Annotated in this window: 19 protein-coding genes and 1 riboswitch; of the genes, 12 read left to right on the top strand and 7 right to left on the bottom strand. The window is 67.5% G+C overall.

Annotated features, from left to right (window positions below):
* Positions 1-250: 250 nt before the first annotated feature.
* Positions 251-1,471: an MFS transporter gene (locus AC5P7E_RS17480; protein WP_088610997.1), complete on the bottom strand. Its 1,221-nt coding sequence runs from the start codon at positions 1,469-1,471 to the stop codon at positions 251-253.
* A 92-nt stretch (positions 1,472-1,563) separates the two neighbouring features.
* On the opposite strand from AC5P7E_RS17480, the gene AC5P7E_RS17475 reads away from it, so the two are divergent.
* From AC5P7E_RS17475 to AC5P7E_RS17450, 6 genes are all read left to right on the top strand, one after another.
* Positions 1,564-2,481: a LysR family transcriptional regulator gene (locus AC5P7E_RS17475; protein WP_088610998.1), complete on the top strand. Its 918-nt coding sequence runs from the start codon at positions 1,564-1,566 to the stop codon at positions 2,479-2,481.
* A 109-nt stretch (positions 2,482-2,590) separates the two neighbouring features.
* Positions 2,591-3,022, top strand: coding sequence for a hypothetical protein (locus AC5P7E_RS17470; protein ID WP_005408111.1), 432 nt, complete (start codon positions 2,591-2,593; stop codon positions 3,020-3,022).
* Positions 3,023-3,169: 147 nt separating this feature from the next.
* Positions 3,170-4,165 carry a tRNA dihydrouridine synthase DusB gene (dusB, locus tag AC5P7E_RS17465; protein WP_088611275.1) on the top strand — a complete coding sequence of 332 codons (996 nt, stop codon included), beginning with the start codon at positions 3,170-3,172 and terminating at the stop codon, positions 4,163-4,165.
* Positions 4,166-4,222: 57 nt separating this feature from the next.
* Positions 4,223-5,050, top strand: coding sequence for a class I SAM-dependent methyltransferase (locus AC5P7E_RS17460; RefSeq protein WP_005408109.1), 828 nt, complete (start codon positions 4,223-4,225; stop codon positions 5,048-5,050).
* Positions 5,051-5,211: 161 nt separating this feature from the next.
* Entirely contained in the window at positions 5,212-7,038 is a 1,827-nt protein-coding gene (locus tag AC5P7E_RS17455; protein ID WP_231347534.1) for a DUF7657 domain-containing protein, read from the top strand.
* Positions 7,035-8,045, top strand: a complete 1,011-nt coding sequence (locus AC5P7E_RS17450; RefSeq protein WP_049397445.1) for a glycosyltransferase family 2 protein — start codon at positions 7,035-7,037, stop codon at positions 8,043-8,045. The genes AC5P7E_RS17455 and AC5P7E_RS17450 overlap by 4 nt, the downstream gene beginning before the upstream one ends.
* Positions 8,046-8,103: 58 nt before the next feature.
* Here AC5P7E_RS17450 and AC5P7E_RS17445 read toward each other — a convergent pair whose 3' ends face one another.
* The 3 genes from AC5P7E_RS17445 to olsF form a co-directional block, all read right to left on the bottom strand.
* A complete protein-coding gene (locus tag AC5P7E_RS17445; RefSeq protein WP_012479173.1) occupies positions 8,104-9,162 on the bottom strand; it encodes a metal-dependent hydrolase in 1,059 nt (352 codons plus the stop codon).
* Between the two features lie 138 nt (positions 9,163-9,300).
* Positions 9,301-10,101 carry a UDP-2,3-diacylglucosamine diphosphatase gene (locus AC5P7E_RS17440; protein ID WP_012479172.1) on the bottom strand — a complete coding sequence of 267 codons (801 nt, stop codon included), beginning with the start codon at positions 10,099-10,101 and terminating at the stop codon, positions 9,301-9,303.
* Positions 10,098-11,813, bottom strand: a complete 1,716-nt coding sequence (gene olsF / locus AC5P7E_RS17435; protein ID WP_114619031.1) for a bifunctional ornithine lipid synthase OlsF — start codon at positions 11,811-11,813, stop codon at positions 10,098-10,100. Before olsF ends, AC5P7E_RS17440 begins: the two co-directional genes overlap by 4 nt.
* A gap of 324 nt (positions 11,814-12,137) precedes the next feature.
* On the opposite strand from olsF, the gene metK reads away from it, so the two are divergent.
* Together metK and AC5P7E_RS17425 are read left to right on the top strand one after the other, a co-directional pair.
* Positions 12,138-13,349, top strand: a complete 1,212-nt coding sequence (metK, locus tag AC5P7E_RS17430; RefSeq protein ID WP_005408103.1) for a methionine adenosyltransferase — start codon at positions 12,138-12,140, stop codon at positions 13,347-13,349.
* A gap of 160 nt (positions 13,350-13,509) precedes the next feature.
* Positions 13,510-14,016 (top strand): acyl-CoA thioesterase, encoded by a 507-nt coding sequence (locus AC5P7E_RS17425; protein WP_005415314.1) that lies wholly within the window; start codon positions 13,510-13,512, stop codon positions 14,014-14,016.
* Positions 14,017-14,103: 87 nt separating this feature from the next.
* Here the strand turns inward: AC5P7E_RS17425 and ppc are convergent, their stop codons facing one another.
* Together ppc and AC5P7E_RS17415 are read right to left on the bottom strand one after the other, a co-directional pair.
* Entirely contained in the window at positions 14,104-16,815 is a 2,712-nt protein-coding gene (ppc, locus tag AC5P7E_RS17420) for a phosphoenolpyruvate carboxylase (protein WP_329761715.1), read from the bottom strand.
* Between the two features lie 172 nt (positions 16,816-16,987).
* A complete protein-coding gene (locus AC5P7E_RS17415) occupies positions 16,988-19,504 on the bottom strand; it encodes a S9 family peptidase (RefSeq protein WP_043035372.1) in 2,517 nt (838 codons plus the stop codon).
* 120 nt (positions 19,505-19,624) lie between these two features.
* Positions 19,625-19,708: riboswitch (S-adenosyl-L-homocysteine riboswitch) on the top strand.
* A gap of 36 nt (positions 19,709-19,744) precedes the next feature.
* Between AC5P7E_RS17415 and ahcY the strand changes: the two genes are divergently transcribed.
* The 3 genes from ahcY (at position 19,745) to AC5P7E_RS17400 (ending at position 22,351) form a co-directional block, all read left to right on the top strand.
* On the top strand, positions 19,745-21,190 hold the full coding sequence (gene ahcY, locus AC5P7E_RS17410) for an adenosylhomocysteinase (RefSeq protein WP_004154241.1): 1,446 nt from the start codon (positions 19,745-19,747) through the stop codon (positions 21,188-21,190).
* 202 nt (positions 21,191-21,392) lie between these two features.
* Entirely contained in the window at positions 21,393-21,866 is a 474-nt protein-coding gene (gene ybaK, locus AC5P7E_RS17405) for a Cys-tRNA(Pro) deacylase (protein ID WP_099490444.1), read from the top strand.
* Positions 21,866-22,351, top strand: coding sequence for a hypothetical protein (locus AC5P7E_RS17400; RefSeq protein ID WP_043035370.1), 486 nt, complete (start codon positions 21,866-21,868; stop codon positions 22,349-22,351). Before ybaK ends, AC5P7E_RS17400 begins: the two co-directional genes overlap by 1 nt.
* Positions 22,352-22,426: 75 nt before the next feature.
* On the opposite strand, the gene AC5P7E_RS17395 is transcribed toward AC5P7E_RS17400, so the two are convergent.
* Entirely contained in the window at positions 22,427-22,984 is a 558-nt protein-coding gene (locus tag AC5P7E_RS17395; protein ID WP_099490442.1) for a DUF3228 family protein, read from the bottom strand.
* A gap of 137 nt (positions 22,985-23,121) precedes the next feature.
* Here AC5P7E_RS17395 and AC5P7E_RS17390 point away from each other — a divergent pair, with 137 nt between their 5' ends.
* Positions 23,122-24,639, top strand: a complete 1,518-nt coding sequence (locus tag AC5P7E_RS17390) for an amidohydrolase family protein (protein ID WP_099472878.1) — start codon at positions 23,122-23,124, stop codon at positions 24,637-24,639.
* The last annotated feature ends 5 nt before the right edge of the window (positions 24,640-24,644 follow it).

Here is a 24,644-nt window from a genome sequence, read left to right as displayed (position 1 = left end):
GGGTCGAGAGCTCTCCCCGCTTGCCCAGTCTTATCAGTTCGAGCGCCAACTCAACCAACTGTTCGGGCGGTTCAGGGAGAATCCGGCGTGGGGACCCAAGCTACTTCTCGGTCGCAAGACCTGGATCCACACGGTCGCCCACGCCGGGCTCTCGGCACCCAAGGTGCCAGATTGGCAAGAGATAAGATCCGCGCCACGCGTGGATGAAGAAGCCCGGGTGTGCAGACACCCGGGCTTTTCTGTTTGCCCTTCAATGAGGCAGACCCACGCCATGCGTGGATGAACGAGACCGGGCAAGCCACCGCAGCAGCAGGCCCGCGACGATTGCCAGCAGCGCCACGGCAGCGGCCACCACGCCCAGCGAGGCAAGCCCAAAGCGTTCGATGGCGCCACCTCCCAGCAGCGCGCCCAGGCCGATGCCGGCGTTGGCCGCGGACACATTCAAGGTTCCCGCCAGCGCCTGCGCCTGCGGCGCCGCACGCATCACCCGCACCTGGCACAGCGGGAACAATGCGGTATGCGCCACACCCCACAGGGCCAGTGCGATCAGCACGAACGTGCCGTGGCCGGCCAGCCCGACACTGGCCAGCATGCCCAGCGCCAGCACCGCGCAGAACACCAGGGTCGCGCCCAGCGGCGCATGATCGACCCAGCGCCCACCCAGTGCATTGCCGATCAACCCGACAGCTCCGAAGCCCATCAGCCACCAGCCCACCTGTGCCGCCGGTACCTGCATCAGCCGCTCCAGCACATCGGCCAGGTAGGTATAGGCAGCAAACATCGCGGTGAACACCAGCACCGACAGCAGCACATCGCCCAGCAACTGCGGCTGGCGCAGTACTCGTGCCTGTTCGCCCAGCGCGCGCCGCGGTCCGGCCACGGTGTCCGGCATCCACAACGCCAGCGCGCCCGCCATCAACAGCGACAGGGCCGCCAACAGCCAGAAGCTGCCGCGCCAACCGAGAGCGTCGGCGGCCAACGTACCCAGCGGGATACCGAACAGCATTGCGGCGGTGATACCCAGATAGACCCGCGCGACCGCACGACCTCCCTGCCCTGCAGGGGCCAGCTGCGCAGCAGTCTCACTGGCGGTGCCCCAGAACACCGGCAGGGCCAGTGCCGGCAGCACCCGCGCCAGCGCCAGCTGCCACGGCTGCGTGGCCATCGCGGCCAGCGCGTTGGAACCCGCGAACAACAGCAGGATGGCCACGAACAGGCGGCGCCGGCCGACGTGTGACAGCAGCGCGGTCAACGGTGGCCCGGCCAGCATCACGGTGAACGCGAACAAGGTGACCAGCTGCCCCGCTAAGGCGATGCCCAGGCCAAGGTCGCGCGCCAGCGCGGGCAGCAGGCCGACGATCAGGAACTCGGTGGTGACGATGACGAAGGCGGACACCGCCAGCAGGACGACCGAAAGGCGTGCGCGGGCGTTTGCGTGGACAGCGGCCACGGCGGAATCGAGGGAGGACATGAGCGGGCATCAGAACAGGGGCCGTCAGCCTATTTCCTCCCCGGATTCCGATTACTGCTATGTTTTCCATCGATTCCGGACAGAAATTCCCCATGCTTCCCACCGAGCGCCTGCGCGGCATCGAGGCCTTCGTCGCCACCGCCGATGCCGGCAGCTTCACTGCCGCCGCCGAACGCCTGCACCTGACCAGTTCGGCGGTGGGCAAGACCATCGCACGGCTGGAGGCACGCCTGGGCGCGCGGTTGTTCGAACGCAGCACGCGCCGCCTTCGCCTGACCGAGGCTGGTGAGGGCTTCTACCGCACCTGCGTGCGGGTGCTGGGCGAGCTGGCCGATGCCGAGTCGGTGCTGGTCTCGCACGCAGACGCGCCCGTGGGCCGCCTGCGGGTGGATGCGCCGGCCACCTTCGGGCGCCTCAAAGTCTGGCCGTTGCTGCTGCAGCTGGCCGCAGAGTTTCCACAGTTGCATCCGCAGGTGACCTTCAGCGACCGCTTCAGCGACCTCGCCGAGGACGGCGTCGACGTCGCCGTGCGCATCGGCGGTCCCGAGCCGCTGCCCGCCACGCTGGGCAGCCGCCTGCTCGGTTACGAATGCCTGCGCTTCTGCGCCTCCCCGGCCTACCTGCTTCGGCATGGCCAGCCCCGCTCGGCCGCCGAGCTGGCCGGGCATGACGGTGTGCTGTTCGGACGCGCGGACGGCAGCATCGGGCCGTGGCAGGTGGCCGATGGCAGGCAGCGCAGTACACCGCTGCAGGCCCGCGCGCGCCTGGTGGTTGGCAGCGCCGAGGCCCAGGTGGCGGCGGTCGAGGCCGGCTTCGGCATCGCGCAGCTGGCCACCTGGCTGGTCGATGACGCGCTGGCGCGCGGCAGCCTGGTCTCGATCCTGCCGTCGCTGGACTGCCGCGGCCTGCCGCTGCGCCTGCTGTGGCCGCAGGGCCGGCAACGGCTGCCACGCGTGGACGTGGCCCTGGACCGTCTCGGCGCCGGGTTGCAGATCGATCCGCCGCGCTGAGCGAAGCGCCATCGGCGGCGGTCGCATCGAACAGCTGCGACTGCCGGTCGCATTGCCCGCATCCCGCCCCTCACCCACCATCCGCGCAGCGTTTCAGCGTGGGCAGGACATGGACGGATTCCCCTGGTTGCTGGTTGCCGCCGCCGGTAGTGCCATCGCAGCCTTGCTGCATATCGGCTGCATTGCCTTCGGCGCCGCGTGGTACAGGTACTTCGGTGCTGGCCAGCGCATGGTCCGGCTGGCACAGGCCGGGCATTGGTGGCCGCCGCTGATGACCGCCGGCATCACTGCCGTGCTGGTGGCCTGGACGCTGTACGCACTGGCAGCCGCGGGCTGGCATTCGCCGCTGCCGGCCAGCCGTCTGGTCCTGTCGGGCATCGCACTGCTGTTGCTGCTGCGCGCGGCGATGGGCTTCGGGCTGGCCCTGCTCCGGCCCGGCTACAACGGCCGGCGCTTCTGGGTGGTCAGTTCAGTGGTCTGCCTCAGCCTGGGGCTGGCCTTCGCGCTGGGTACCGGCCAGGCCTGGCAGAGCCTGGGGTAGCCGCCCACCATCGCCCGTCCGTGGGGGCGGCGGAAGCAACCGTCAAGCATCTGCTGATGCCGGTACGGCATGAGGTCGGTGCCGATCGGCCTGAACCGGACCGCGCCCGACGCGGCCGTACCGCCGCGCGCGCCCTACAATGGGCGCATGCAGATCGGCCCGTACACCATTGCCCCCAACGTCGTGCTGGCGCCCATGGCCGGCGTCACCGACAAGCCCTTCCGCCTGCTGTGCAAACGGCTGGGCGCGGGTCTGGCCGCCTCGGAAATGACCATCAGTGATCCGCGCTTCTGGAACACGCGCAAGTCGATCCACCGCATGGACCATGACGGCGAACCGGCCCCGATCAGCGTGCAGATCGCCGGCACCGAGCCGCAGCAGCTGGCCGAGGCCGCACGCTACAACGTCGACCACGGCGCGCAGATCATCGACATCAACATGGGCTGCCCGGCCAAGAAGGTCTGCAACGCCTGGGCCGGTTCGGCACTGATGCGCGACGAGCAGCTGGTGGCGCGCATCCTCGAGGCCGTGGTCAACGCGGTGGACGTGCCGGTCACGCTGAAGATCCGCACCGGTTGGGACTGCGACCATCGCAATGGCCCGCTGATCGCACGCATCGCCGAGGACAGCGGTATCGCGGCACTGGCGGTGCACGGCCGTACCCGCGACCAGCACTACACCGGCCAGGCGGAGTACGCCACGATCGGCGAGATCAAGGCCTCGCTGCGCATTCCGGTGATCGCCAACGGCGATATCGATTCGCCGCAGAAGGCCGCCTACGTCCTGAAGGAAACCGGCGTGGATGCGGTGATGATCGGTCGCTCGGCGCAGGGCCGGCCGTGGATCTTCCGCGAAGTGGCGCACTACCTGGCCACCGGCGAGGAACTGCCACCGCCATCACTGGCGGAAGTGCGCGACATCCTGCTTGGCCACCTGCACGCGCTGCATGCGTTCTATGGCGAGCCGCAGGGCGTGCGCATCGCGCGCAAGCACCTGGGCTGGTATGCCAAGGACCGGCCGGAGAATGCCGCTTTCCGCGCGGTGGTCAACCGTGCCGAGGATCCGGCCAGCCAGATCGCATTGACCACCGAATACTTCGACCGCCTGATCGCCGGGGAACCGGCGCTGCCTTCGGCGGCCTGAGCCGCCAGCCCCGCGTTTGCGAACAGTCGAGCCAGCTCGACGCTACAAGAGCCCACCATGACCCCGCCGATTTCCTCCCCGACCTATCTGCACGGGTTTTCCGGCACCGAGCAGCAGCGCCTGATGACCCAGGCCCGGCTGCTGGAATCGAGCATCTTTGGCCAGATCGACTACAGCGGCGCGCGTCGCCTGCTGGAAGTCGGTAGCGGCGTCGGCGCACAGACCGAGATCCTGCTGCGCCGCTTCCCCGAGCTGCACGTGACCGGCGTGGACCTGAGCGAAACGCAGCTGGCCACCGCGCGCGAGAACCTGGCGCGCACGCCGTGGTGCAGCGACCGCTACACCCTGCAGCAGGCCGATGCCGGTGAGCTGCCGTTCGAGGCACGCAGCTTCGACGCGGCGTTCCTGTGCTGGGTGCTGGAGCACGTGCCGTCACCCGCACGTGTGCTGAGCGAAGTGCGCCGGGTGCTGGCACCGGGTTCGCCGGTGTACATCACCGAAGTGATGAATGCCTCGTTCCTGCTCGATCCGTATTCGCCGCACATCTGGCGCTACTGGATGGCCTTCAACGATTTCCAGTACGACCACGGGGGCGACCCGTTCGTCGGCGCCAAGCTGGGCAACCTGCTGCTGGCCGGCGGCTTCCGCGACGTGCACACCGAGATCAAGACCATCCACCTGGACAACCGCGAGCCGGCGCGTCGCAAGACGATGATCGCGTTCTGGGAACAGCTGCTGCTGTCGGCCGCCGACCAGCTGCTGCAGGCCGGCTCGGTGGACGAGGAAACCGTGGAAGGCATGCGCCGCGAGTTCCGCCTGGTGCAGAACGACCCGAACGCGGTGTTCTTCTACTCGTTCGTGCAGGGCCGCGCGACGGTGTATTGAGGCCATCCTCGCCACAGGATGGCCTGCGGCTCCGGCGGCAACCGGCTAGAATCCGGCAGTCCCGGCCTCGGAACGGCGCGTGCCGGGATCCCCCTCTATTGCCCTCAGGCATCGGTGTGCGGGTACGTCGCGCATGGATGGACCTTACCTGCGAGCGCATGATGAGTGACAGCGGCCGAACGCCTTTCTCCGCCCATGATGTGAACCTGCCGGGCGGGCTCCCGCCCGGCCAGACGCGTCTGCTCGCCGGGATCATCGCGCTGTTGTGCATTCTCTACGTCGCATTCGCGCTGACGCCATCCTCCTACTCGCTGGCCTACGAGTATCTCGGCCTGGCGCCACAGAACCCGGTGCTTGGCAGCGCCCGCATGATCCGCAGCGATGAGTGGATCGTGTTCACGCCCTACATCCAGATCGCGGTCAACAACGATTTCGGCCAGTTCAACGCACACTCGCCGTACCACGAGTCACTGCGCACCTTCCAGGCGCTGCCGCTGCTCGACTGGGGCCTGCTGTTCAAGCCCTACCACTGGGCGTTCTTCGTGTTGCCAGCAGCGAACGCCTATTCGTTCTTCTTCATGTTCATGGCCATGGCCTTCCTGAGCGGATGGGCCCTGTTCCTGCGCCAACTGCGGATGCCGGTACCAGCCGCAGTGCTGGTTTCGGCCACGCTGTTCTTCGCGCCATTCGTGCAGGTCTGGTGGACCAGCAATGCCGGTGCCTTCGCTCTGGCACCCTGGGCCGCCGCAGCCTGGCTGTGCATCCGCAATCGCTGGGTTCGCATCCTGGCCAGTGCGTACGCCCTCGCTGTCTGGGTGATCGCAGTGTCCTATCCGCCCTTCATCATTTCCTCGCTGCTGGCCATGGCGGTGCTGGTCCTGGCCTTCCGTCGCGATGCCCTCACGCTTCCACGACTGATCGATGCCGGCATCGCAGGCGCGCTCGCATTGGCCGTGTTCATCGGTTACTTCCACGACATCATCCCGATCGTTCGCAACACGGTTTATCCGGGCCAGCGCCAGAGCGCCGGAGGTGGGGTCGGGCTGACGTCCCTGTTCGCGCACGTCTTCCCGAACCTGATGACCTACCGGTTTGCACCGCTGCCAATGTTCAAAGGCTCCAACGAGTGCGAGATCGCCGTACTCGGCAGCCTGTTGCCGCTGTTCACCCTGGTCCTTGCTGATGGCGCACGACTGCGCGAATGGGTGCGGGGCCACCGCGGCAGCGTGCTGGCCCTCGCCGCTGGCGTACTGCTGATCGCCTGCTGGATCTTCCTGCCCGTGCCCGTTCTGGTCGGCAAGTTGACCGGACTCTCGATGGTGCCACCCGCACGCGCGCTGCTGGCGTTCGGCCTGCTGCTCAACATCGGCTGCGCGATGATCCTGGTGCGGTGCGGCGTACGCCTGGAGCGCAGGCGTCTGCTGCTGCTGGCTGCGCTGCTGATGGCTGGCAGCGTGGCCAAGTTCCTGTTCGGCGAAGGCCAGTTCAGCCGCCTGCACAGCGCCGCCGATGCCATTCCCTACCTCTGCTTGGCGGGGCTGGCCGTTGCCGCCCTCCGCCCAAAGCTCTCGGCGCATGCGGCCACCTTGGTTCTGGCCACCGCCGCTTTGGCCAATCTGCTGGGCAATGGCTTGTTCAACCCTGTGCAGCCTGCCGGGCCGATCTTTGCGATGGACCGCGCTGCCGTCCTGCACTCCCTGCAAGCCCGGGGCTCAGCCACCACGTCCGAAGGCGCGCTGGTGGCTCCCGGTGGGTTCGGGGCCCTCCTGCCGGGTGTTGGTATTCCCGCCGTGAACCATGTGCTGTACCTGCCACAGATGGAATACTTCCGCCGGTACTTCCCATTGATGCCCGACGAGGCGTTCAATTTCACCTTCAACCGCTACCACCACATCACCGTAGCGCCTGAGGGCGACGCACCGCAGGTGCTGCAGGGGGATCTGGTGGAACTGCCGGCAAAGGCCCTGCTGGCCCACCCCGCCCCATGAGTCCGATGACCACCAGTACGCCCTCCGCATCCACGCCGGCTCGGATCGCCGTAATCATCCCCTGCTACAAAGTGACCCGCCACGTGCTGTCCGTCCTCGCGGCGATCGATGATGCGGTAACGGCGATCTACTGCGTGGATGATGCGTGCCCCGACGGCAGCGGCCGCCTGATCCAGGCCGAAGCCAACGACCCGCGTATCGCCGTGCTGTTCCATCAGCACAACCTGGGCGTCGGCGGCGCGATCAAGACCGGGTACCGCGCGGCCATCGCAGATGGCATGGACATTCTGGTGAAGGTCGATGGCGATGGGCAGATGGACCCGGCGCTGCTGATGGACTTCGTCGCGCCGATCGCCGACGGCCATGCCGACTACACCAAGGGCAACCGATTCTGGAACCTGACCCACATCCGCCGCATGCCCCCGGTGCGGCGCCTGGGCAACCTGCTGCTGTCCTTCATGACCAAGGCCTCATCCGGATACTGGCAGGTGTTCGATCCGACCAACGGCTACACCGCCATCCATGCCAAGGTCGCCAGCCACCTGAAGCTCGAGGCGGTCAGCGACCGCTATTTCTTCGAGACCGACATGCTGTTCCGACTGAACACCGTGCGCGCGGTCGTGCAGGATGTGGCAATGGACGCCCACTACGGCGACGAAACCAGCAACCTGCGCATCGGTCGCATCCTGGGAGAGTTCAGCTTCAAGCACCTGCGCAACACGCTCAAGCGCATTGCCTACAACTATTTCCTGCGCGACCTCAGCATCGCGTCACTGGAGCTGATCGCCGGCAGCAGCCTGCTCGCCTTCGGGGGGCTGTTCGGGCTGTACCACTGGGTGCGGTCGGCCCAGGCCGATGTCGCCACGCCGGTGGGTACCATCATGATCGCCATGGTCGCGCTGATCTCCGGGCTGCAGTTCCTGCTGGCGTTCGTTGGCTTTGACATTGCCAACGTCCCACGCCAGGTGCTGAACCGTTCTATCAAGCTCAACCGCCAACCGCAGTAGAGCCACGCCATGCGTGGCTGCCACTGCCGATGTCCCGCCATCCACGCATGGCGTGGATCTACGGGTGCGCCGCACCAGTCGCGGAGGCTGCCGGCTCGTGCCAGATCCGCTGCCACATCGCCGCCAGCCGGCGCCCGGCATCCGCGCGCGCGGCCGGGCTGCTGTAATCCGTCCGCACCTGCTCGGGCGTGATCGGTCGCCACTGCCCGTCGACCTGCTCGGCCACGGCGAAGTTGAAGGTGTAGTCCGGCTCCAGCCCCATGCGAAGGTCGCTCAGGACCAGCCGCCCGTCCACCACCTGTGCACGCATGAAGCCCCGGTTGAACCACGTCAGCTGCTGCACTGCCGGGATGCTCCCTGCTTCGCGCAACGCCTGCACATTGGACGCATGGCCTTCGAACTGCATCGGTCCATGGTCGGCCACCAGCGAGCGGTCGCCCACCACGTAGCCGTTCGGCGTCATCGCCACCACGCGCCACAGCAGGGTGTTGAACGGCATCGGCACCGAGAAGCGCGGTGCATCGCCCAGACCCATCGCCGCCAGGCTCTGCTGGGCAGCACGGTCGACCTGGGCCTTTGCGATCAGGCCCCAGCCCAGGTAGGCGCTGCTGAGCAGCAACGCCACGCCCAGCACCTTGCCAGCCCAGGGGCGGGCGCGGCCAAACCAGGCCAGCACGCAACCCAGCAGCAGCCACACCGTGTAGCCAAGATCGATGATGAAGACGCTGGAACCCATGGTCGGGTGTGGGCGCAGCGGCCACCACAACTGGGTGCCGTAGACGGTGAACGCATCCAGCACGGGATGGGTGACCAGCGCCAGCTGGATTGCCCAGAACCAGCGCACCGGTGACTGCGCGACGCGGCCGTTGCCGAAGCGCTTGAACAACCACCAGATCAGTGCCGCCACCCAGGGCAGCACCAGCAGCGAATGGCTGAAGCTGCGGTGCTCGATCATGTTCGCCACCGGGTCGGCGGCGGTGAAGCCCAACCACAGGGCATCGAGGTCCGGCAGGGTGCCGAGCGCGGCACCGGCCAGCAGGGCCGCGCGGCGATGGCCGGGCGGAGCGATGGCAGCAGCGACGGCGCCGCCGAGCACGATCTGGGTCAGGGAATCCATGGACCGATGCTAGCGGCTTGCGGGCGCGCCGTCTCACTCCCGGACACCGCGTCTGTAGAGTCGACTGCTGGTCGACTGCTCTCCCATCAGGCCGCGGAAACCACGCGCTACGCGCGACAGTCGACTCTACGGAACGGGTTACGCCGCCTGCGACAGCCGCGCGCCCGGCAGTTCCACCAGGGTCTGGCCATTGTGATCGAGCAGGCGCAGCGCGCCATCGTGGTCTTCGGCCAGTGCGGTCAGGCTCTCCACCCAGTCGCCGTCGTTGGCGTAGACCAGGCCATCGCGTTCGACCAGCGCCGCGCGGTGGATATGGCCACAGACGATGCCATCCAGACCACGCCGGCGCACGTCGTCCAGCCCGGCCTGCACGAAACGCTCGATGTAGCGTTCGGCGGCACCACTGCGCTTCTTCAGGAATTCCGACAGCGACCAGTAGCGCATGCCCAGCCGGCGCCGCACCGCGTTCAGCGCCTGGTTGCCGGTCAGGATGCGGTAGTACAGCCAGTCGCCGAACTTTTCCTGAAGGCCGCCGAAGTGGGTCACGCCGTCGTACTCGTCGCCGTGCGCGACCAGCAGGCGACGGCCATCGGCGGTCACATGGATGGCGCGGCGGCGCACCTGCATCGCTGGCAGCATCAGCCCGCACACCTGGCGCAGCGAGGCATCGTGGTTGCCGGGGATGTAGACGATCTCGGTACCGGCACGGCGCAGCGCGTGCAGGGCCTGGATGACCTCGCTGTGCGACTGCCGCCAGTTGGCACGGCGATGGGCCATCCACCACAGGTCGATGATGTCGCCGACCAGGTACAGACGCTCACAGCGCAGCTGCGAGAGAAAGCGTGCCAGTTCGGTGGCATGGCAATGACGTGAACCCAGGTGCACGTCGGAGACGAACACTGCGCGCCGGTGCGGCGACAGGTTCGCCAGCACGCTCATGCCGGCGTCCCCGCATCGCGCAGGTAGCGTTTGCGCTTGTTCGGCCGGATCGCGCACAGGTCCACTTCGATCAGGCCGTCGATCGAATCGCTGAAGTCCGGGTCGACACCGAAGGCGAGGAAGCGCGCGCCACCGGGTTCGCACAGATCTGTGTACTGGCGATACAGCGTCGGCACGCCGGTGCCGAGTGCGGCCAGGTTGGCCTTGAGCACATCGAACGCGGCGCCTGCATCCAGCTCGCCAAAACTCGGCGGCGCGGCGAAGTACTGGAACGGGCGGTTCGATTCGGCCAGGCCGGCGGTACCGCCGTAATAGCGCTGGTAGTACGCCACCAGCTGCTCGCGCGCATCGCGTGGCAGCACCGCGCTGATCGACACGGCGCCGAACAGGTAGCGGATACCCGGCCGGCACTGCAGGTAGGCACCGATGCCCTGCCACAGGTAGTCCAGGCTGCGGCTGCCCCAGTAGTCGGGCACCACGAAGCTGCGGCCCAGTTCCAGGCCTTCGGCGATGTGGGTGATGGCATCGTCGGAATAGCGGAACAGCGACGCGCTGTAGAGCCCGGACAGTCCGTGCCGGGCCAGCGCATGGGCGCCGCGCATGATCCGGTACGCGCCGGCGATGCGCTGCGCGGCCGCGTCCCAGATCACGATGTGCTCGTACTGCGGGTCGTAATCGTCCAGGTCCCGGCTGCGCCCAGTGCCCTCGCCCACCTGGCGGAAGGTCAGTTCGCGCAGGCGGCCCAGCTCCAGCAGCAGCGGCGAATCGGCAGTACAAGTGGCCAGCAGAATCTGCTTGCCGTCGGCGGTCTGGCCCAGCTGGGTGGCTGCGGCAATCCCAGCGGCGACCTGCGAGGGTGGCACCGGGGCCGCCAGCGGCTCGGGGCCTGCGAAGGCAGCGGCATTGCCGGCCGCGCCATTGCGGCCCAGCGCATACAGCGCGCGGCGTACGGCCAGCAGCTGCGCGCCCGGGTCACCGCCCTTGCCCAGCTGCATCGGCTCACCGATGCTCAGCCGCAACGGGCGGCCGCGGCGGGTGAACATCTCGCGCGCCAGCAGCGCGGTGCCGGCCGGCTTGAACAGGGTCGAGGCGCCGTAGAACAGCGCCGAGTTGCGCGCTTCCACCCGTACCGGCAGCACCGGCGCGCCGGCGGCACGGGCAAAGCGGACGAAACCGCGCTGCCAGCGACCATCACGGATGCCGCGCAGCGACAGCCGCGAGACCTCGCCGGCCGGGAACACGATCACGCACTGCTCGGCGGCCAGCGCCTCCTCCACAGCGTGCAGGCTGCCACGCTGGGCCTTGCCACCGAGGATGCGCACCGGCAACAGCAGGTCCTGCAGTGGCGCGATCGCCCCCAGCAGGTCGTTGGCCACGATCCGCACATCGCGGCGGATGCGGCCGACCGCGTCCAGCAGGGCCAGCGCGTCCAGTGCGCCGGACGGGTGGTTGGCGACGATCAGCAAGCGACCGGTGGCCGGGATCTTCGCCAACGCGGCCGGATCCACCTGGTACTGGCCATCGATGAACTCCAGCCCGGCGGCGACGAAGCCGAATCCGCGCAATCCTGCACTGCGCTGCAGGAACGCTTCGATCTGGTCCAACCGCGACCAGCGCCCGACGCTGCGAAGCAATGGCCGCGCCAGTTGGCCACGACGGCCATGGAACCAATCGGGAAAGCGTTGCTGGAGACGCTGTTCAAGTTCCTGCATGGCGGATCCACTCATGCCCGGCGGCCGGATTGGCCGACAGCCTGCGCCCGGCAGGCGGCAGCCAGATGGCGGTTTCGGGGCAGAACGATGACGGTCGTCCCCGGCCTGAGGAGGCCGCAACCGCCCCCCTCGCCACCCGCCCCGCTGTCACGCTGGTGGAACACTGGGCCTCGAGGCCGGGGCCCAATCCCGTCAGGACGGCCCTTGCGGGGCCTACGCGGGCTTAACCACCGGCAACCGGTACAGGTTCACAATGCACAGGCGGCGCACCCCGTGTATCATGCGCGCCCATCTTTCCATCCGAATCAAGGGATATTACGCCTGATGTCCAGCTATCTCTTCACCTCCGAGTCGGTCTCCGAAGGCCATCCGGACAAGGTTGCCGACCAGATCTCCGATGCGGTGCTGGACGCGATCCTGACCCAGGACCAGCGCGCCCGCGTGGCCTGCGAGACCATGGTCAAGACCGGCGTTGCCATCGTGGCCGGTGAAATCACCACCAGCGCCTGGATCGACCTGGAAGCCCTGACCCGCAAGGTCATCACGGACATCGGCTATGACAGCTCCGACGTCGGCTTCGACGGCGCCACCTGCGGCGTGCTGAACCTGATCGGCAAGCAGTCGCCGCACATCGCCCAGGGCGTGGATCGCAAGAAGCCGGAAGAAATGGGCGCTGGCGACCAGGGCCTGATGTTCGGCTATGCCACCAACGAGACCGACAGCTACATGCCGGCCGCGATCCACCTGTCGCACCGCCTGGTCGAGCAGCAGGCCAAGATCCGCAAGAAGAAGAACTCGCCGCTGTCGTGGCTGCGTCCGGACGCCAAGAGCCAGGTCACCCTGCGCTATGAAAACGGCGTGGTCTCGGCCATCGACGCCGTGGTGCTGTCGACCCAGCATGCCCCGGGCATCAAGCAGAAGGACCTCATCGAGGCCGTCCGCGAAGAGATCATCAAGCCGGTGCTGCCGGCCAAGTGGCTGCACAAGGGCACCAAGTTCCACATCAACCCGACCGGCAAGTTCGAGATCGGCGGCCCGGTGGGCGACTGCGGCCTGACCGGCCGCAAGATCATCGTCGACACCTACGGCGGCTGGGCCCGTCACGGTGGTGGCGCCTTCTCCGGCAAGGATCCGTCCAAGGTCGATCGTTCGGCGGCCTACGCGGCCCGCTACGTCGCCAAGAACGTGGTTGCCGCCGGCCTGGCCGACCGTTGCGAAGTGCAGGTCTCCTACGCCATCGGCGTGGCTGAGCCGACCTCGATCTCGGTCACCACCTTCGGCACCGGCAAGATCAGCGACGACAAGATCGAGAAGCTGATCCGCAAGCACTTCGACCTGCGCCCGTACGGCATCATCAAGATGCTGGACCTGATCCACCCGATGTACCAGCAGACCGCGGCCTATGGCCACTTCGGCCGCAAGCCGAAGGAGTTCAGCTACCTCAACGGCGAAGGCGAGACCGTCAACGCCACGGCCTTCTCCTGGGAGAAGACCGACCGCGCCGCCGCCCTGCGCGCCGATGCGAAGCTGAAGTAAAGCCGGCGGGTAGAGCCGACCGGTAGAGCCGACTGTTAGTCGGCTGACCTTGAAGAAGGGCCGCGCAAGCGGCCCTTCTGCTTTCTGGTAGAGCCGGCCGCTGGCCGGCTTTTTCATGGCCTCCGGAAACAATCGCGCGGTTGCCGATACAATCCGCCGCATGTCGACCGAACTGAAAACCCACCAGCTGTCCATGACCGTGCTGATGTCGCCGGAAATGGCCAATTTCTCCGGCAAGGTCCACGGTGGTGCGATCCTGCGCCTGCTCGACCAGGTCGCCTACGCCTGCGCCAGCCGTTACGCCGGCAGCTACGTAGTCACCCTGTCGGTGGACCAGGTGATGTTCCGCCAGCCCATCGCGGTGGGCGAACTGGTCACCTTCCTGGCCTCGGTGAACTACACCGGCACCTCGTCGATGGAGATCGGCATCAAGGTGGTGGCCGAGGACATCCTCAAGCGCAGCGTGCGCCACGCCAACAGCTGCTTCTTCACGATGGTGGCGGTGGACGAGGAAGGCCGGCCGACGCCGGTGCCGCCCCTGCAGCCGGCCACATCCGACGAGAAGCGCCGCCAGGCCGCCGCACAGATCCGCCGCCAGCTGCGTCAGGAAATGGAACAGCGCCATCTGGAACTGCTGGCGTCGAACCCGCCGTCGCCGGAGGAATGAGGTAGTGCCGGCCGCTGGCCGGCAACCTCGTGCGTGCCGCCAAACATCATGAGGTTGCCGGCCAGCGGCCGGCACTACCGCTACACCTCACCCGGTGTTCTGCACGCCCTGCGAAACACCGTTCACGCACGCAACCAGCGCGCGCAGCAGGTCGTCGTCCTCGCGGCCGCTGGCCCGCCAGCGCTGCAGCAGATCCACCTGCAGCACGCTGATCGGATCGACGTAGGGATTTCGCAGGCGGATCGACAGCGCCAGCCGCGCGTCGTGGTCCAGCAGCGTCTGCTGGTCCATCAACGCCAGCAGCCAGTGCCGGGTCAGGTCCAGCTCGCGCTGCACCTGCGGGAAGAAGCGTTCGTGCAGTTCGCCCGACAGCTTCGAGAACTGCTCGGCGATGGTGATATCGCCCTTGGACAGCACCATCGCGATGTCGTCCAGGAAGGTGCGGAAGAACGGCCAGTCGCGCGCCATCTCGCGCAAGGTACCCTCGTGACCGGCATCCACCGCCGCCTGCAGGCCACTGCCCACGCCATACCAACCGGGAATGACGGCACGCGCCTGGCTCCAGGCGAACACCCAGGGAATCGCACGCAGGTTGCCCAGTGCTGCGTCCTGGCCGAGCCGGCGCGACGGACGCGAGCCCAGCGTCATCCGTTCGATCACATCGATCGGCGTGGCGGTGCGGAAGTAGTCCATGAAGCCGGCCTGGCCGACGAAGCCACGGTAGACCTCGCTGCTGGCAGCGGACACCACGTCCATCACCGGCCGCCAGTCGTCCTCGCGCGGCTCAGCCGCGCGCGGGCGCAGGCTGGCGCGCAGCACCGCGCCGGTGGCCTGTTCCAGCGAACGCAGCGCCAACGCACGAATGCCGTATTTGCGATGGATCACCTCGCCCTGCTCGGTCACCCGCAGGCGGCCGTCGATGCTGCCGCGCGGCGACGCGTCGACTGCGTGCGTGGTCTTGCCACCGCCACGGCTGATCGAGCCGCCGCGGCCATGGAAGAAGGTCAGCCGGATGCCCGCCTCGGCCGCCACCTCCAGCAGTTCCACCTGCGCGCGCTGCAGGCCCCAGCGCGAGGCGGCGATACCGCCGTCCTTGCTGCTGTCCGAATAACCCAGCATCACCATCTGCACGTCGCCGCGCGCACGCAGATGGGCGCGGTACACCGGGTCCGCCAGCAGGTCGCGCAGGGTGGCGGTACCGCGCTTGAGGTCGTCCACCGTTTCAAACAACGGCGCGATATCCAGCGGCACTGATCCGTTCTCTTCCACCAGCCCGCCACGGCGTGCCAGCGCCAGCACCGCGAGCACATCGCTGCGGTCGTGTGCCATCGAGATGATGTAGCTGCCCAGCGCATCACCGCCATGGCGTGCGCGTGCATCGGCCAGTGCCGCGAATACCGCATCCAGCCGCTGGTTGCCTTCGTCGTCACCGTTGGGCAATGCCGTTTCACCGCTGGCATGCGGGCCCAGCAGCCGCGCACGACCCAGTGCATCCAGCGCCTGCCAGGCCTCCTCGCCGCCCAGCACGGCGGCCAGCGCGCGCGCGTGCACGCTCGACTCCTGGCGCACGTCCAACCGCGCCAGATGGAAGCCGAAGGTCTTCACCCGCCACAGCAGGCGCTGCACGGCAAAGCCACCGGCATGCTCGCCGCGGTTCGCACGCAGGCTGTCGAGGATCAGCTGCAGATCCTCGATCAGCTCGTCCGGGCCAGCGTAGTTGCCTTCGCCATCATCCAGCGTGGCCTGAAGGCGCGCGCGCATGCGGTCGTTGAGCAGGCGGTACGGCATGTCGGCATGGCGCGGGCGCGACTGCACCTGCGGCAGCAGCTGCTGGTACTGCGCCACGCGCGCCTGCAGCGCATCGCTCACCCCTACCCGCTCGGTGGACTGGCTGAGCAGGCTGGCCAGCTGCAGTAGTTCCTTCTGGTAGCGCCCGAGCACCGCCTGCCGCTGCGCATCCAGCGTGTTGCGGATGGTGGTGGCATCCACGTTCGGGTTGCCGTCCATGTCGCCGCCCACCCACGTACCAAAGCGCAGCAGGCGCGGCAGCGGCAGTTCTTCGCCGTAGGTATCGCGCAGCGCCTGCTGCAGCGATTCGTACAGCACCGGGATCACCCGGTACAGCACCTCCCCCAGATAGAAGCCGACGTGCTCGCGCTCGTCATCGACGGTCGGCCGCACCGGTGAGGAATCGGTGGTCTGCCACGACGCGGTGAGCGCCATGCGGAAGCGCGCGGCATCGGCGGCGGCTTCACCCGGCGTGCGCTGGCCGTCGAGGTCGTCGACCAGACTGGCCACCATCAGCTGTTCCTTCTCCAGCAGCGCACGGCGCACCGCTTCGGTCGGATGCGCGGTGAACACCGGTTCGATGTCGATGCGCGGCAGCCACTGCGCCAGTTCGTCCAGGCCCACGCCCTGTGCCTTCAGGTGCTGCAGCGCATCCTGCAGGCCATCGGGCTGCGGCGCGGCGGTACCGGCGCGCTGGTAATCGCGGCGGCGGCGGATGCGATGCACGCGCTCGGCGATGTTGACCACCTGGAAGTAGGTGCTGAAGGCCCGCACCATGGTCTCGGCCTGCTGCGGCGTGCGCCCGGCCAGGCCATCGGCCAGCTCCGACAGCGGCGCCTGGTTTTCGCGACGGGCGATGGCGCGGGTACGCACGTCCTCGACGTCATCAAGAAACGCGGCCGACACCTGTTCGACCAGCAGGTCGCCGACCAGTGCGCCAAGCCGGCGCACATCATCGCGAAGCGGAAGATCGGGAGAAGCAAATTCGATGCTGCTGCGGTACTCGTTCATCGGCGACGCACAGGCCTCGGTCAACGGATCCAGGCCCCAAGCCTATCCCAGATCGGGCGTCGTGCTGCGATGCAAAAATGGTTTCATCTGGTAGTGCCGGCCGCTGGCCGGCAACCTCAGGTTGCATGGCTCCATGAGGTTGCCGGCCAGCGGCCGGCACTACCGGGCCCGGTCAGCGCTTCTTCTTCGCCTTGCCCTGCTCGGCCGGGCCGATGGTCTGCTCCAGCCAGCGCTCGCTCTCGGCCAGCATGGTCATGATCGATTCGCGTGCGCGGTAGGCGTGCGATTCGTTCGGCAGCATCACCAGCCGCGCGGTGCCACCCAGGCCCTTCACCGCAGCAAACATGCGCTCGCTCTGGATCGGGAAGGTGCCGGAGTTGTTGTCGTCCACGCCGTGGATGAAGAGGATCGGGTCCTTGATCCTGTCGGCGTAGTTGAACGGCGCCATCTTCTGGTAGACGTCCTGCGCCTGCCAGTAGTTGCGCTCCTCGGCCTGGAAGCCGAACGGCGTGAGTGTGCGGTTGTAGGCGCCGCTGCGCGCGATACCCGCCTTGAACAGGCGCGTATGCGCCAGCAGGTTGGCGGTCATGAACGCACCGTAGGAATGGCCACCAATGGCGATGTGATCGCGATCGGTCACGCCACGGCGCACCACTTCATCCACGGCTGCCTGCGCGTTGGCCACCAGCTGTTCGATGTAGGTGTCGTTCGGCTCCTTGTCACCCTCGCCGATGATCGGCATCGACGGGCTGGCCAGCACCACGTAGCCCTTGGCCAGGAACGCCTGCGGGCCCCAGTAGCTGACCGCATTGAAGCGGTACGGCGAATCGGTCACCTGGCTGGCCGCGGCTGCGCTCTTGAACTCACCCGGATAGGCCCACATCAGCAGCGGGCGCGGGCCGTCGCGCTTCGGGTCGTAGCCCGGCGGCAGCAGCAGAGTCGCGGTCAGGTCGACGCCGTCCTTGCGCTTGTAGCGGATCTGCTCCTTCTGCACGCCCTTCAGCTGCGGCAACGGATGGGCGAAGTGGGTCAGCGCGCGCGGTGCGCTCCCAGCATCGGCCAGCGACTGCACGTAGAAGTTGGCCGGCTCGTCCGGGCTCTCGCGGCTCAGCAGCAGCGAGCTGCCCTGGTTGTCCAGCAATGCCACCGGCAGCGAATAGCTCGGCGCCTGCGAGTGGAACAGGCGGGTTGCCTTGCCCGTGGCGATGTCGAAGCGGTCCACGAACGGACGATCGCCTTCCGGCGATGCACCGGCACCGGCCAGATACAGGCTGCTGCCATCGGCGCTGGTCTGCAGCAGCGAGCGCCCGCGGTCGTCGCTGGACAACAGCGGCCGGCCCGGATCGGAATAGCGGTCCTGCCCGTCTCGATCCCAAAGCAGGCGCGGCTCGGCACCGGCGTTGTCCGGGGCGATCAACCAGGTCTTGGTCCTGCGGGTCTTCCACCACGATTCGGTCAGCAGGGCCAGGTCACCGCGGCCCCAGCTGATGCCGGCCAGGCGACTGCCAAGCTGGGCCAGGGTGACCGGCGGTTTGTCGAACGGCGCGGCCTGCATCAGCACCGCATCGCGTACCTTGGCGTCCCTGTTCGGGTCGCCGCCGTCCTGCGCTTCGGCCCAGACCAGCGTGGCGTCGGCATCACCGCGCCAGCGGATGTCGCGCACGCCGGTCACTTCGGCGTCGTTGCCGGTCGGCAGCCCTTCCACCAGCGGGCGCACGGCCACGGTGTGCACCAGCTTGCCGCTGGCACGGTCGATCACTTCAATGCGGCGCGGGAAGCTGTCCACCGGCACCACGTACGAATACGGGCGCTGCACCGGCTGGCGCAGCACGAAGCGGCCATCCGGCGACACCGAGAAGCCCATGAAGATGCCGGCCGCGCCGATCGCGCGGGTAGTGCCATCCAGGCTGACTTCCATCGGCTGGGTGGTCGCGTAGTAATCGAACTGGCGCGCATCAGCCTCGTTCTTAAGCAGGTCCTGGTAGGTACGGATCGACACCACGCCGCCGCCCTGGCTGGTCTGCTGCACGGCCGGGCCGGTCGGAATGCCGTCGGCGGCCGGGGCCGCACCGAGGTTGGCCGGGCGGGTGAACACCACCAGTCCGCGGCTGTCCGGCAGCCACTGGTAGCCGCTGCCGATCACCGTGTTCAGGCCGGCAACCAGGCGACGGGCGCTGCCGCCGGCCACGTCCACCAGCCACAGTTCATTGGCGCCACTGCCGGCGTCGACCTGGTTGAAGGCCAGCCACTTCTGGTCCGGCGACCACGTCACACTGGCGATCGACAGCTTGGCAGGCAGGCCGCTGATCTGCCGCTCCTTGCCGTCGGCCACGTTCATCAGCCACAGCTTCTCGCCGAAGCTGAAGCGGCTGTCGGAGAACGTGCGCGGGTTGATGCGCAGGCCGGCCAGCTTCAGTTCCGGCTGCGCCACCACCTGGATCGAAGGCAGCGACGGCATCTGCATCATCGCGGCCACGTCGCGGCGCGGCGACAGGTACAACGAGGGTGCACGCGGCGCGTCCACCACCGCCTGCAGCGCGGCCGACGGCAGTTCGTAGCCGTTGACGCCCTGGGCCTGTGCGGCCACCGGCTGCGGCGCTGCGGCCCAGGCCAGCGGGGCCACCGCCAGCAGTCCCATCGACAGGACCAGGCCGGTCCAGCGCCGAGTACGGCGCGCGTGCATGCTCATCGTTCCACCTGTGTGATGCGTGAAAACACCGACCTTAACAGGCCGTGCACGCGGCCCCATCTGCCGATGGTTGGGTCATCCGGATGTCACGTCGGGGCCGCGATATAATGGGGGTTCTCCCCTGCCGAGGGGCGCTGCGACCGGATCCCACGAGGCCCGGCCAGGCTCGGTAAGGTGGCTTTGTAACAACGGCGCCCGGCTAGATGCGAGCACCCGCTCGTCCACAACCGGAGCACACGAATGAACGCTGTTGCCAAGACCTTCTCCACCGAAGGTGACTACAAGATCCGCGATATCACGCTGGCCGACTGGGGCCGCAAGGAACTGGACATCGCCGAGCACGAAATGCCGGGCCTGATGTCGATCCGCCGCAAGTACCAAGCCGAGCTGCCGCTGAAGGGCGTGCGCGTGACCGGCTCGCTGCACATGACCATCCAGACCGCGGTGCTGATCGAGACCCTGAAGGACATCGGCGCCGACGTGCGCTGGGCCTCGTGCAACATCTTCTCGACCCAGGACCACGCCGCTGCCGCCATTGCGGCCACCGGCACCCCGGTGTTTGCCTGGAAGGGCGAGACCCTGGAAGAGTACTGGGACTGCACCCTGGACGCGCTGACCTTCACCCTGGCCGATGGCACCCTGACCGGCCCGGAGCTGGTGGTGGACGACGGCGGTGACGTGACCCTGCTGATTCACAAGGGCTACGAGCTGGAAAACGGCAGTGACTGGGTCAACACCGCCTCGTCCTCGCACGAAGAACAGGTCATCAAGAACCTGCTCAAGCGCGTCGCCAAGGAACGCCCGGGTTACTGGGGCCGCGTGGTCAAGGACTGGAAGGGCGTCTCCGAAGAGACCACCACCGGCGTGCACCGCCTGTACCAGCTGGCCCAGGCCGGCACCCTGCTGATCCCGGCGATCAACGTCAACGACTCGGTCACCAAGAGCAAGTTCGACAACCTGTACGGCTGCCGCGAGTCGCTGGCCGACGGCCTGAAGCGCGCGATGGACGTGATGCTGGCCGGCAAGGTGGCCGTGGTCTGCGGTTACGGCGACGTCGGCAAGGGCTGCGCGGCCTCGCTGCGTGCCTACGGCGCGCGCGTGATCGTCACCGAGATCGACCCGATCTGCGCCCTGCAGGCGGCGATGGAAGGCTATGAAGTCAACACCATCGAATCGACCCTGGGCCGTGCCGACCTGTACGTCACCACCACCGGTAACAAGGACATCATCCGCATCGAGCACCTGAGCGCGATGAAGGACCAGGCCATCGTCTGCAACATCGGCCACTTCGACAACGAGATCCAGGTCGATGCGCTGGTGTCGTTCGCCGGCATCAAGCACGTCAACATCAAGCCGCAGGTGGACAAGTACATCTTCCCGAACGGCAACGCGATCTTCCTGCTGGCCGAAGGCCGCCTGGTGAACCTGGGCTGCGCCACCGGCCACCCGAGCTTCGTGATGTCCAACAGCTTCGCCAACCAGACCCTGGCACAGATCGACCTGTGGGCGAACAAGGACAGCTACGAGAAGAAGGTCTACCTGCTGCCGAAGAAGCTTGACGAGGAAGTGGCGCGACTGCACCTGGAGAAGATCGGCGTGAAGCTGACCACCCTGAGCCAGGAACAGGCCGACTACATCGGCGTGCCGGTGGAAGGCCCGTTCAAGCCGGACCACTACCGCTACTGATGCCTGCGGGGTGCCGGCCAGCGGCCGGCACTGCCGGTGCATGCAACACCACGGAACGGGCGCCTTCGGGCGTCCGTTCTGCGTTTGCGTGTGGCCGTACACCCCGCATCCAGTCCCCACGGTAGATCCACGCCATGCGTGGATGCTCTCCGGCAGTAGGCTCGGTCAAGGCAACGCGCCCAGCGCGCGCTACCATGCCTACATGACCCCGGCCATCAACCTGCTCAAGCGCGAGAAGATCGCCCACACCGTGCGCAGCTACGTGCATGACGCCCACGCCGAATCGTATGGCGGCGAAGCTGTCGACAAGCTCGGCCTCGATCCGGCCCAGGTGTTCAAGACCCTGCTGGCCAGCACCGAGACACACGAACTGCTGGTGGCGATCGTGCCGGTGGCCGGCCAGCTGGACCTGAAGGCACTGGCCGAAGCCGCCGGCTGCAAGAAGTGCGAGATGGCTGCTGCTGACGCCGCGCAGCGCGCAACCGGTTACCTGGTGGGTGGCATCAGCCCGCTCGGGCAGAAGAAGCGCCTGCGCACCTTCCTGGACGCCAGTGCCGAAGCGCTGCCCGCGCTGCATGTCAGCGCCGGACGCCGTGGCCTGGAAGTGGAACTGGCACCCACCGATCTGCTGCGCCTCACCGCCGGCCACTACGCCGCCATCGGCAAGTCACGCTGATGCGCTGGCCGTGGTCTGCAGCGCCGATACCCCGGCTCGACGATGCACAGGCCGATGTGCTGCTGCAGGACCTGTTGTCGCGCGACGCAACGCGCATCACCGATGCCGCACGTACGGTCGCACGACTGTTCAGTGCCTCATCGTTGGACGCGTTGAGCGCACATGTGGATCTGATCGAACAACGCTGCCAAGGCATCGCGCTTGGCGGCATGCTGATCAGCAACCAGGCGTATCTGAAGGCCGCCCTGCGTCGGCTGCGTTACTGGCGTGCACGCGAGGGTTGCCTGTGCGCGCTCAACCCCGGCTACCCGTTCTTCGATCCCCGTCGCCTGATTGAACAAGGACAGATGCAGCTGCTCTCGGTGGAAGAGGCTGAGGGCTGCTGGGGCGACTGCCACACCGTTGCCTGCACGCAATGCGGCCAGCATTGGCAGGCCATCGACCGCGAGTACCATTACCCGTGGTGGGAATGGAAAGCTGCCTGAAGGCCAAGCGGCCACGCATGGCGTGGCTCTACTGCGGTCCGCACATTCACGCGATGCGTGGATGACAAATGTTGCTCACGGCCGCCAGTTCGCGTTGTTCTCCCAGAACTCGACGGAACGCCGGTAGGCTTCGCGGTCCAGCGGCACGCCGGATCCGCCCTCGTCCACGCCCAGCGCATTGCGCATCATCGTGATCGGTGCCATCGGTACCTCTTCCGGTTCGGCGGTGTAGATGCAGCCGACGATGCCCCAGTCGGCCTCGATCGGCGAGCCTTCCCTGGCCAGCTGCCCGGCGCTGTACAGGATCACCACCAGGTAGTTCGCACGCGGTGATTCCACGCCCTCGAACCAGCGCACCAGCACCGGTAGTTCCTCACGGTTGCGCGCTTCGTAACCACTGCGCAGCAGGTGGCGGTTGGCCTCGGTGACCGGTACGGTCAGGCAGCGCGTGCTGGTCCAGTTCTCGTAGACGAACAGCTTGCAGAACGGGGCGTAGCCGTCGAGTACCTTCAGTGGCGCATGCGCATTGAGATGTGCCTCGAACTGCTCGGCGGTGCAGTCCTGGATGGTGTTGCCACGCGGCACGCGCGGGAACAGGCGGGGACGGGCGAAATCGGTGAGGACGATGGACATGGCGCGGGTGTGATCAGGAGTTCTGCTGCACAGGGTAACCGCCCCGGAGGCAGACAGGGCCGGATGCCGATGGTCACTGGCGCCAGCGTCCCGCTTGCAGCACCCTGCGGGCGACCCACTACATGGATCGCCGGCTCATGGCTGCAGCATGCGCATTGCCCCGTTCCGCCCACCGTCGGCAGTGGCCGATCGTACTGGTCATCCTCCTGCTGGCGCCGCCATTGCTGTTCGCCGCCGCTCTGCTCTGGCCGCTGTCGGCTCCGCCGTTGCCCGAGCCGGGCAACAGCCGCGTGATCGTCAACGCGCGGGTGGTGGACGTGGCGCGCGGCCAGGTCAGCGAACCCACCACCGTGACAGTGCGCCACGGCACCATCACTGCCATTGGGGAAGATCCGCAGGACGCGCGGCTTCCCGTGCTCGACGCCGGCGGCCGCTGGCTGCTGCCCGGTTTCTGGGACATGCACACCCATGCACTGCAATTGTCGCCGCAGCTGCAGTTCCCGCTGATGCTGGCCAACGGCATCACCGGCACCCGCGACATGATGGACTGCCCGCAGACCACCGATCCGCTGATCGCCTGCGTAGCCGACAAGCGCCGCTGGACCGCACAGGCCATTGCCGGGCAGCAGGTTGCACCGCGCTTCGTACAGATCGCCAGTTTCTACTTCGAAGATCCGTCACTCACGCCGGAGGCCGCCGCTGCGCGTGCACGGACGTACAGCGCGCGCGGGGTCGACGCGCTGAAGGTCTACAACCGGCTGCGTGCGGACACCTATCAGCGGCTGGCCACCGAGGCGCAGCAGCTGCGCCGTCCGTTGGTCGGCCACCTGCCCAAGGCGGTGCCTCTGGACGACGCGGTGCAGGCGGGCCAGCGCAGCTTCGAGCACGCCCATCTGTTCGTGCGCCACTGCTTCGACAACGCGGCGGCATGGCGCGGTGGCACGCTCGACGGCGAAGACCCGATCGTATTGGCCGAACGCATGGTTGCCAGCTATCAGCCCACGCTCTGCAACAAGGCGTTCGCTTTGATGCAGGCCAGCGGTGCCGCGTTCGTACCGACCCATGTCACCCGCGAAGAAGATGCACGCGCAAGCGACCCCGCCTTCGTCGACGATCCGCGCCTGGCCTATCTGGACCCGCTTTCACGCTGGGCGTGGCGTGATGACCTGCAGGCCACCGCAGCGCGCTATCCCGGCCGACGCGGCCAAGACGCACTGAAGACCTACTTCGAGCATGGCCTGGCTCTCACCGGTGCGGCCCATCGTGCCGGCGTCACCGTGCTGGTCGGCACCGATACCGGATTGGGCGGCTTCCGCTACCACGATGAACTGCAGTGGCTGCGACAGGCCGGCCTGAGCCAGGCCGACGTGCTGCGCGCAGCTACGCTGCAGGCCGCACGTCATCTGCAACGGCAGGCATCGCATGGAAGCGTCGAGGTCGGCAAAGCCGCAGACCTGGTGCTGCTTGATGGCAACCCGCTGCACGACATCGCCAATACCCGCCGCGTGCATGCCGTGCTGCTGGCCGGCCACCTCTATGACCGCCCGCGGCTGGATGCGCTACAGACTTATGCGCGCAGGCAGGCACGCTCGCCCGCAGTGATGGCACGCCTGCTGTGGGGATTCATCACCAGCCCGGTCAGTGCCGAGCTGTAGCGGCA

It is taken from the genome of Stenotrophomonas sp. YJH_SMC_25, assembly GCF_059369595.1.
Note: the sequence above shows the minus strand (reverse complement) of the source record. Positions and strands in the feature narration are given on the sequence as shown.

Excerpts from the sequence above, each read along its gene's own strand:
- AC5P7E_RS17455 (WP_231347534.1), top strand. The coding sequence starts at position 5,212 with ATGAGTGACAGCGGCCGAACGCCTTTCTCCGCCCATGATGTGAACCTG.
- AC5P7E_RS17440 (WP_012479172.1), bottom strand. The coding sequence starts at position 10,101 with ATGAGCGTGCTGGCGAACCTGTCGCCGCACCGGCGCGCAGTGTTCGTC.
- dusB (WP_088611275.1), top strand. The coding sequence starts at position 3,170 with ATGCAGATCGGCCCGTACACCATTGCCCCCAACGTCGTGCTGGCGCCC.
- olsF (WP_114619031.1), bottom strand. The coding sequence starts at position 11,813 with ATGCAGGAACTTGAACAGCGTCTCCAGCAACGCTTTCCCGATTGGTTC.
- ahcY (WP_004154241.1), top strand. The coding sequence starts at position 19,745 with ATGAACGCTGTTGCCAAGACCTTCTCCACCGAAGGTGACTACAAGATC.
- ybaK (WP_099490444.1), top strand. The coding sequence starts at position 21,393 with ATGACCCCGGCCATCAACCTGCTCAAGCGCGAGAAGATCGCCCACACC.
- AC5P7E_RS17460 (WP_005408109.1), top strand. The coding sequence starts at position 4,223 with ATGACCCCGCCGATTTCCTCCCCGACCTATCTGCACGGGTTTTCCGGC.
- AC5P7E_RS17445 (WP_012479173.1), bottom strand. The coding sequence starts at position 9,162 with ATGGATTCCCTGACCCAGATCGTGCTCGGCGGCGCCGTCGCTGCTGCC.
- ppc (WP_329761715.1), bottom strand. The coding sequence starts at position 16,815 with ATGAACGAGTACCGCAGCAGCATCGAATTTGCTTCTCCCGATCTTCCG.
- AC5P7E_RS17415 (WP_043035372.1), bottom strand. The coding sequence starts at position 19,504 with ATGAGCATGCACGCGCGCCGTACTCGGCGCTGGACCGGCCTGGTCCTG.
- AC5P7E_RS17425 (WP_005415314.1), top strand. The coding sequence starts at position 13,510 with ATGTCGACCGAACTGAAAACCCACCAGCTGTCCATGACCGTGCTGATG.
- AC5P7E_RS17395 (WP_099490442.1), bottom strand. The coding sequence starts at position 22,984 with ATGTCCATCGTCCTCACCGATTTCGCCCGTCCCCGCCTGTTCCCGCGC.
- AC5P7E_RS17470 (WP_005408111.1), top strand. The coding sequence starts at position 2,591 with ATGGACGGATTCCCCTGGTTGCTGGTTGCCGCCGCCGGTAGTGCCATC.
- AC5P7E_RS17400 (WP_043035370.1), top strand. The coding sequence starts at position 21,866 with ATGCGCTGGCCGTGGTCTGCAGCGCCGATACCCCGGCTCGACGATGCA.
- AC5P7E_RS17480 (WP_088610997.1), bottom strand. The coding sequence starts at position 1,471 with ATGTCCTCCCTCGATTCCGCCGTGGCCGCTGTCCACGCAAACGCCCGC.
- AC5P7E_RS17475 (WP_088610998.1), top strand. The coding sequence starts at position 1,564 with ATGCTTCCCACCGAGCGCCTGCGCGGCATCGAGGCCTTCGTCGCCACC.
- AC5P7E_RS17450 (WP_049397445.1), top strand. The coding sequence starts at position 7,035 with ATGAGTCCGATGACCACCAGTACGCCCTCCGCATCCACGCCGGCTCGG.
- AC5P7E_RS17390 (WP_099472878.1), top strand. The coding sequence starts at position 23,122 with ATGGCTGCAGCATGCGCATTGCCCCGTTCCGCCCACCGTCGGCAGTGG.
- metK (WP_005408103.1), top strand. The coding sequence starts at position 12,138 with ATGTCCAGCTATCTCTTCACCTCCGAGTCGGTCTCCGAAGGCCATCCG.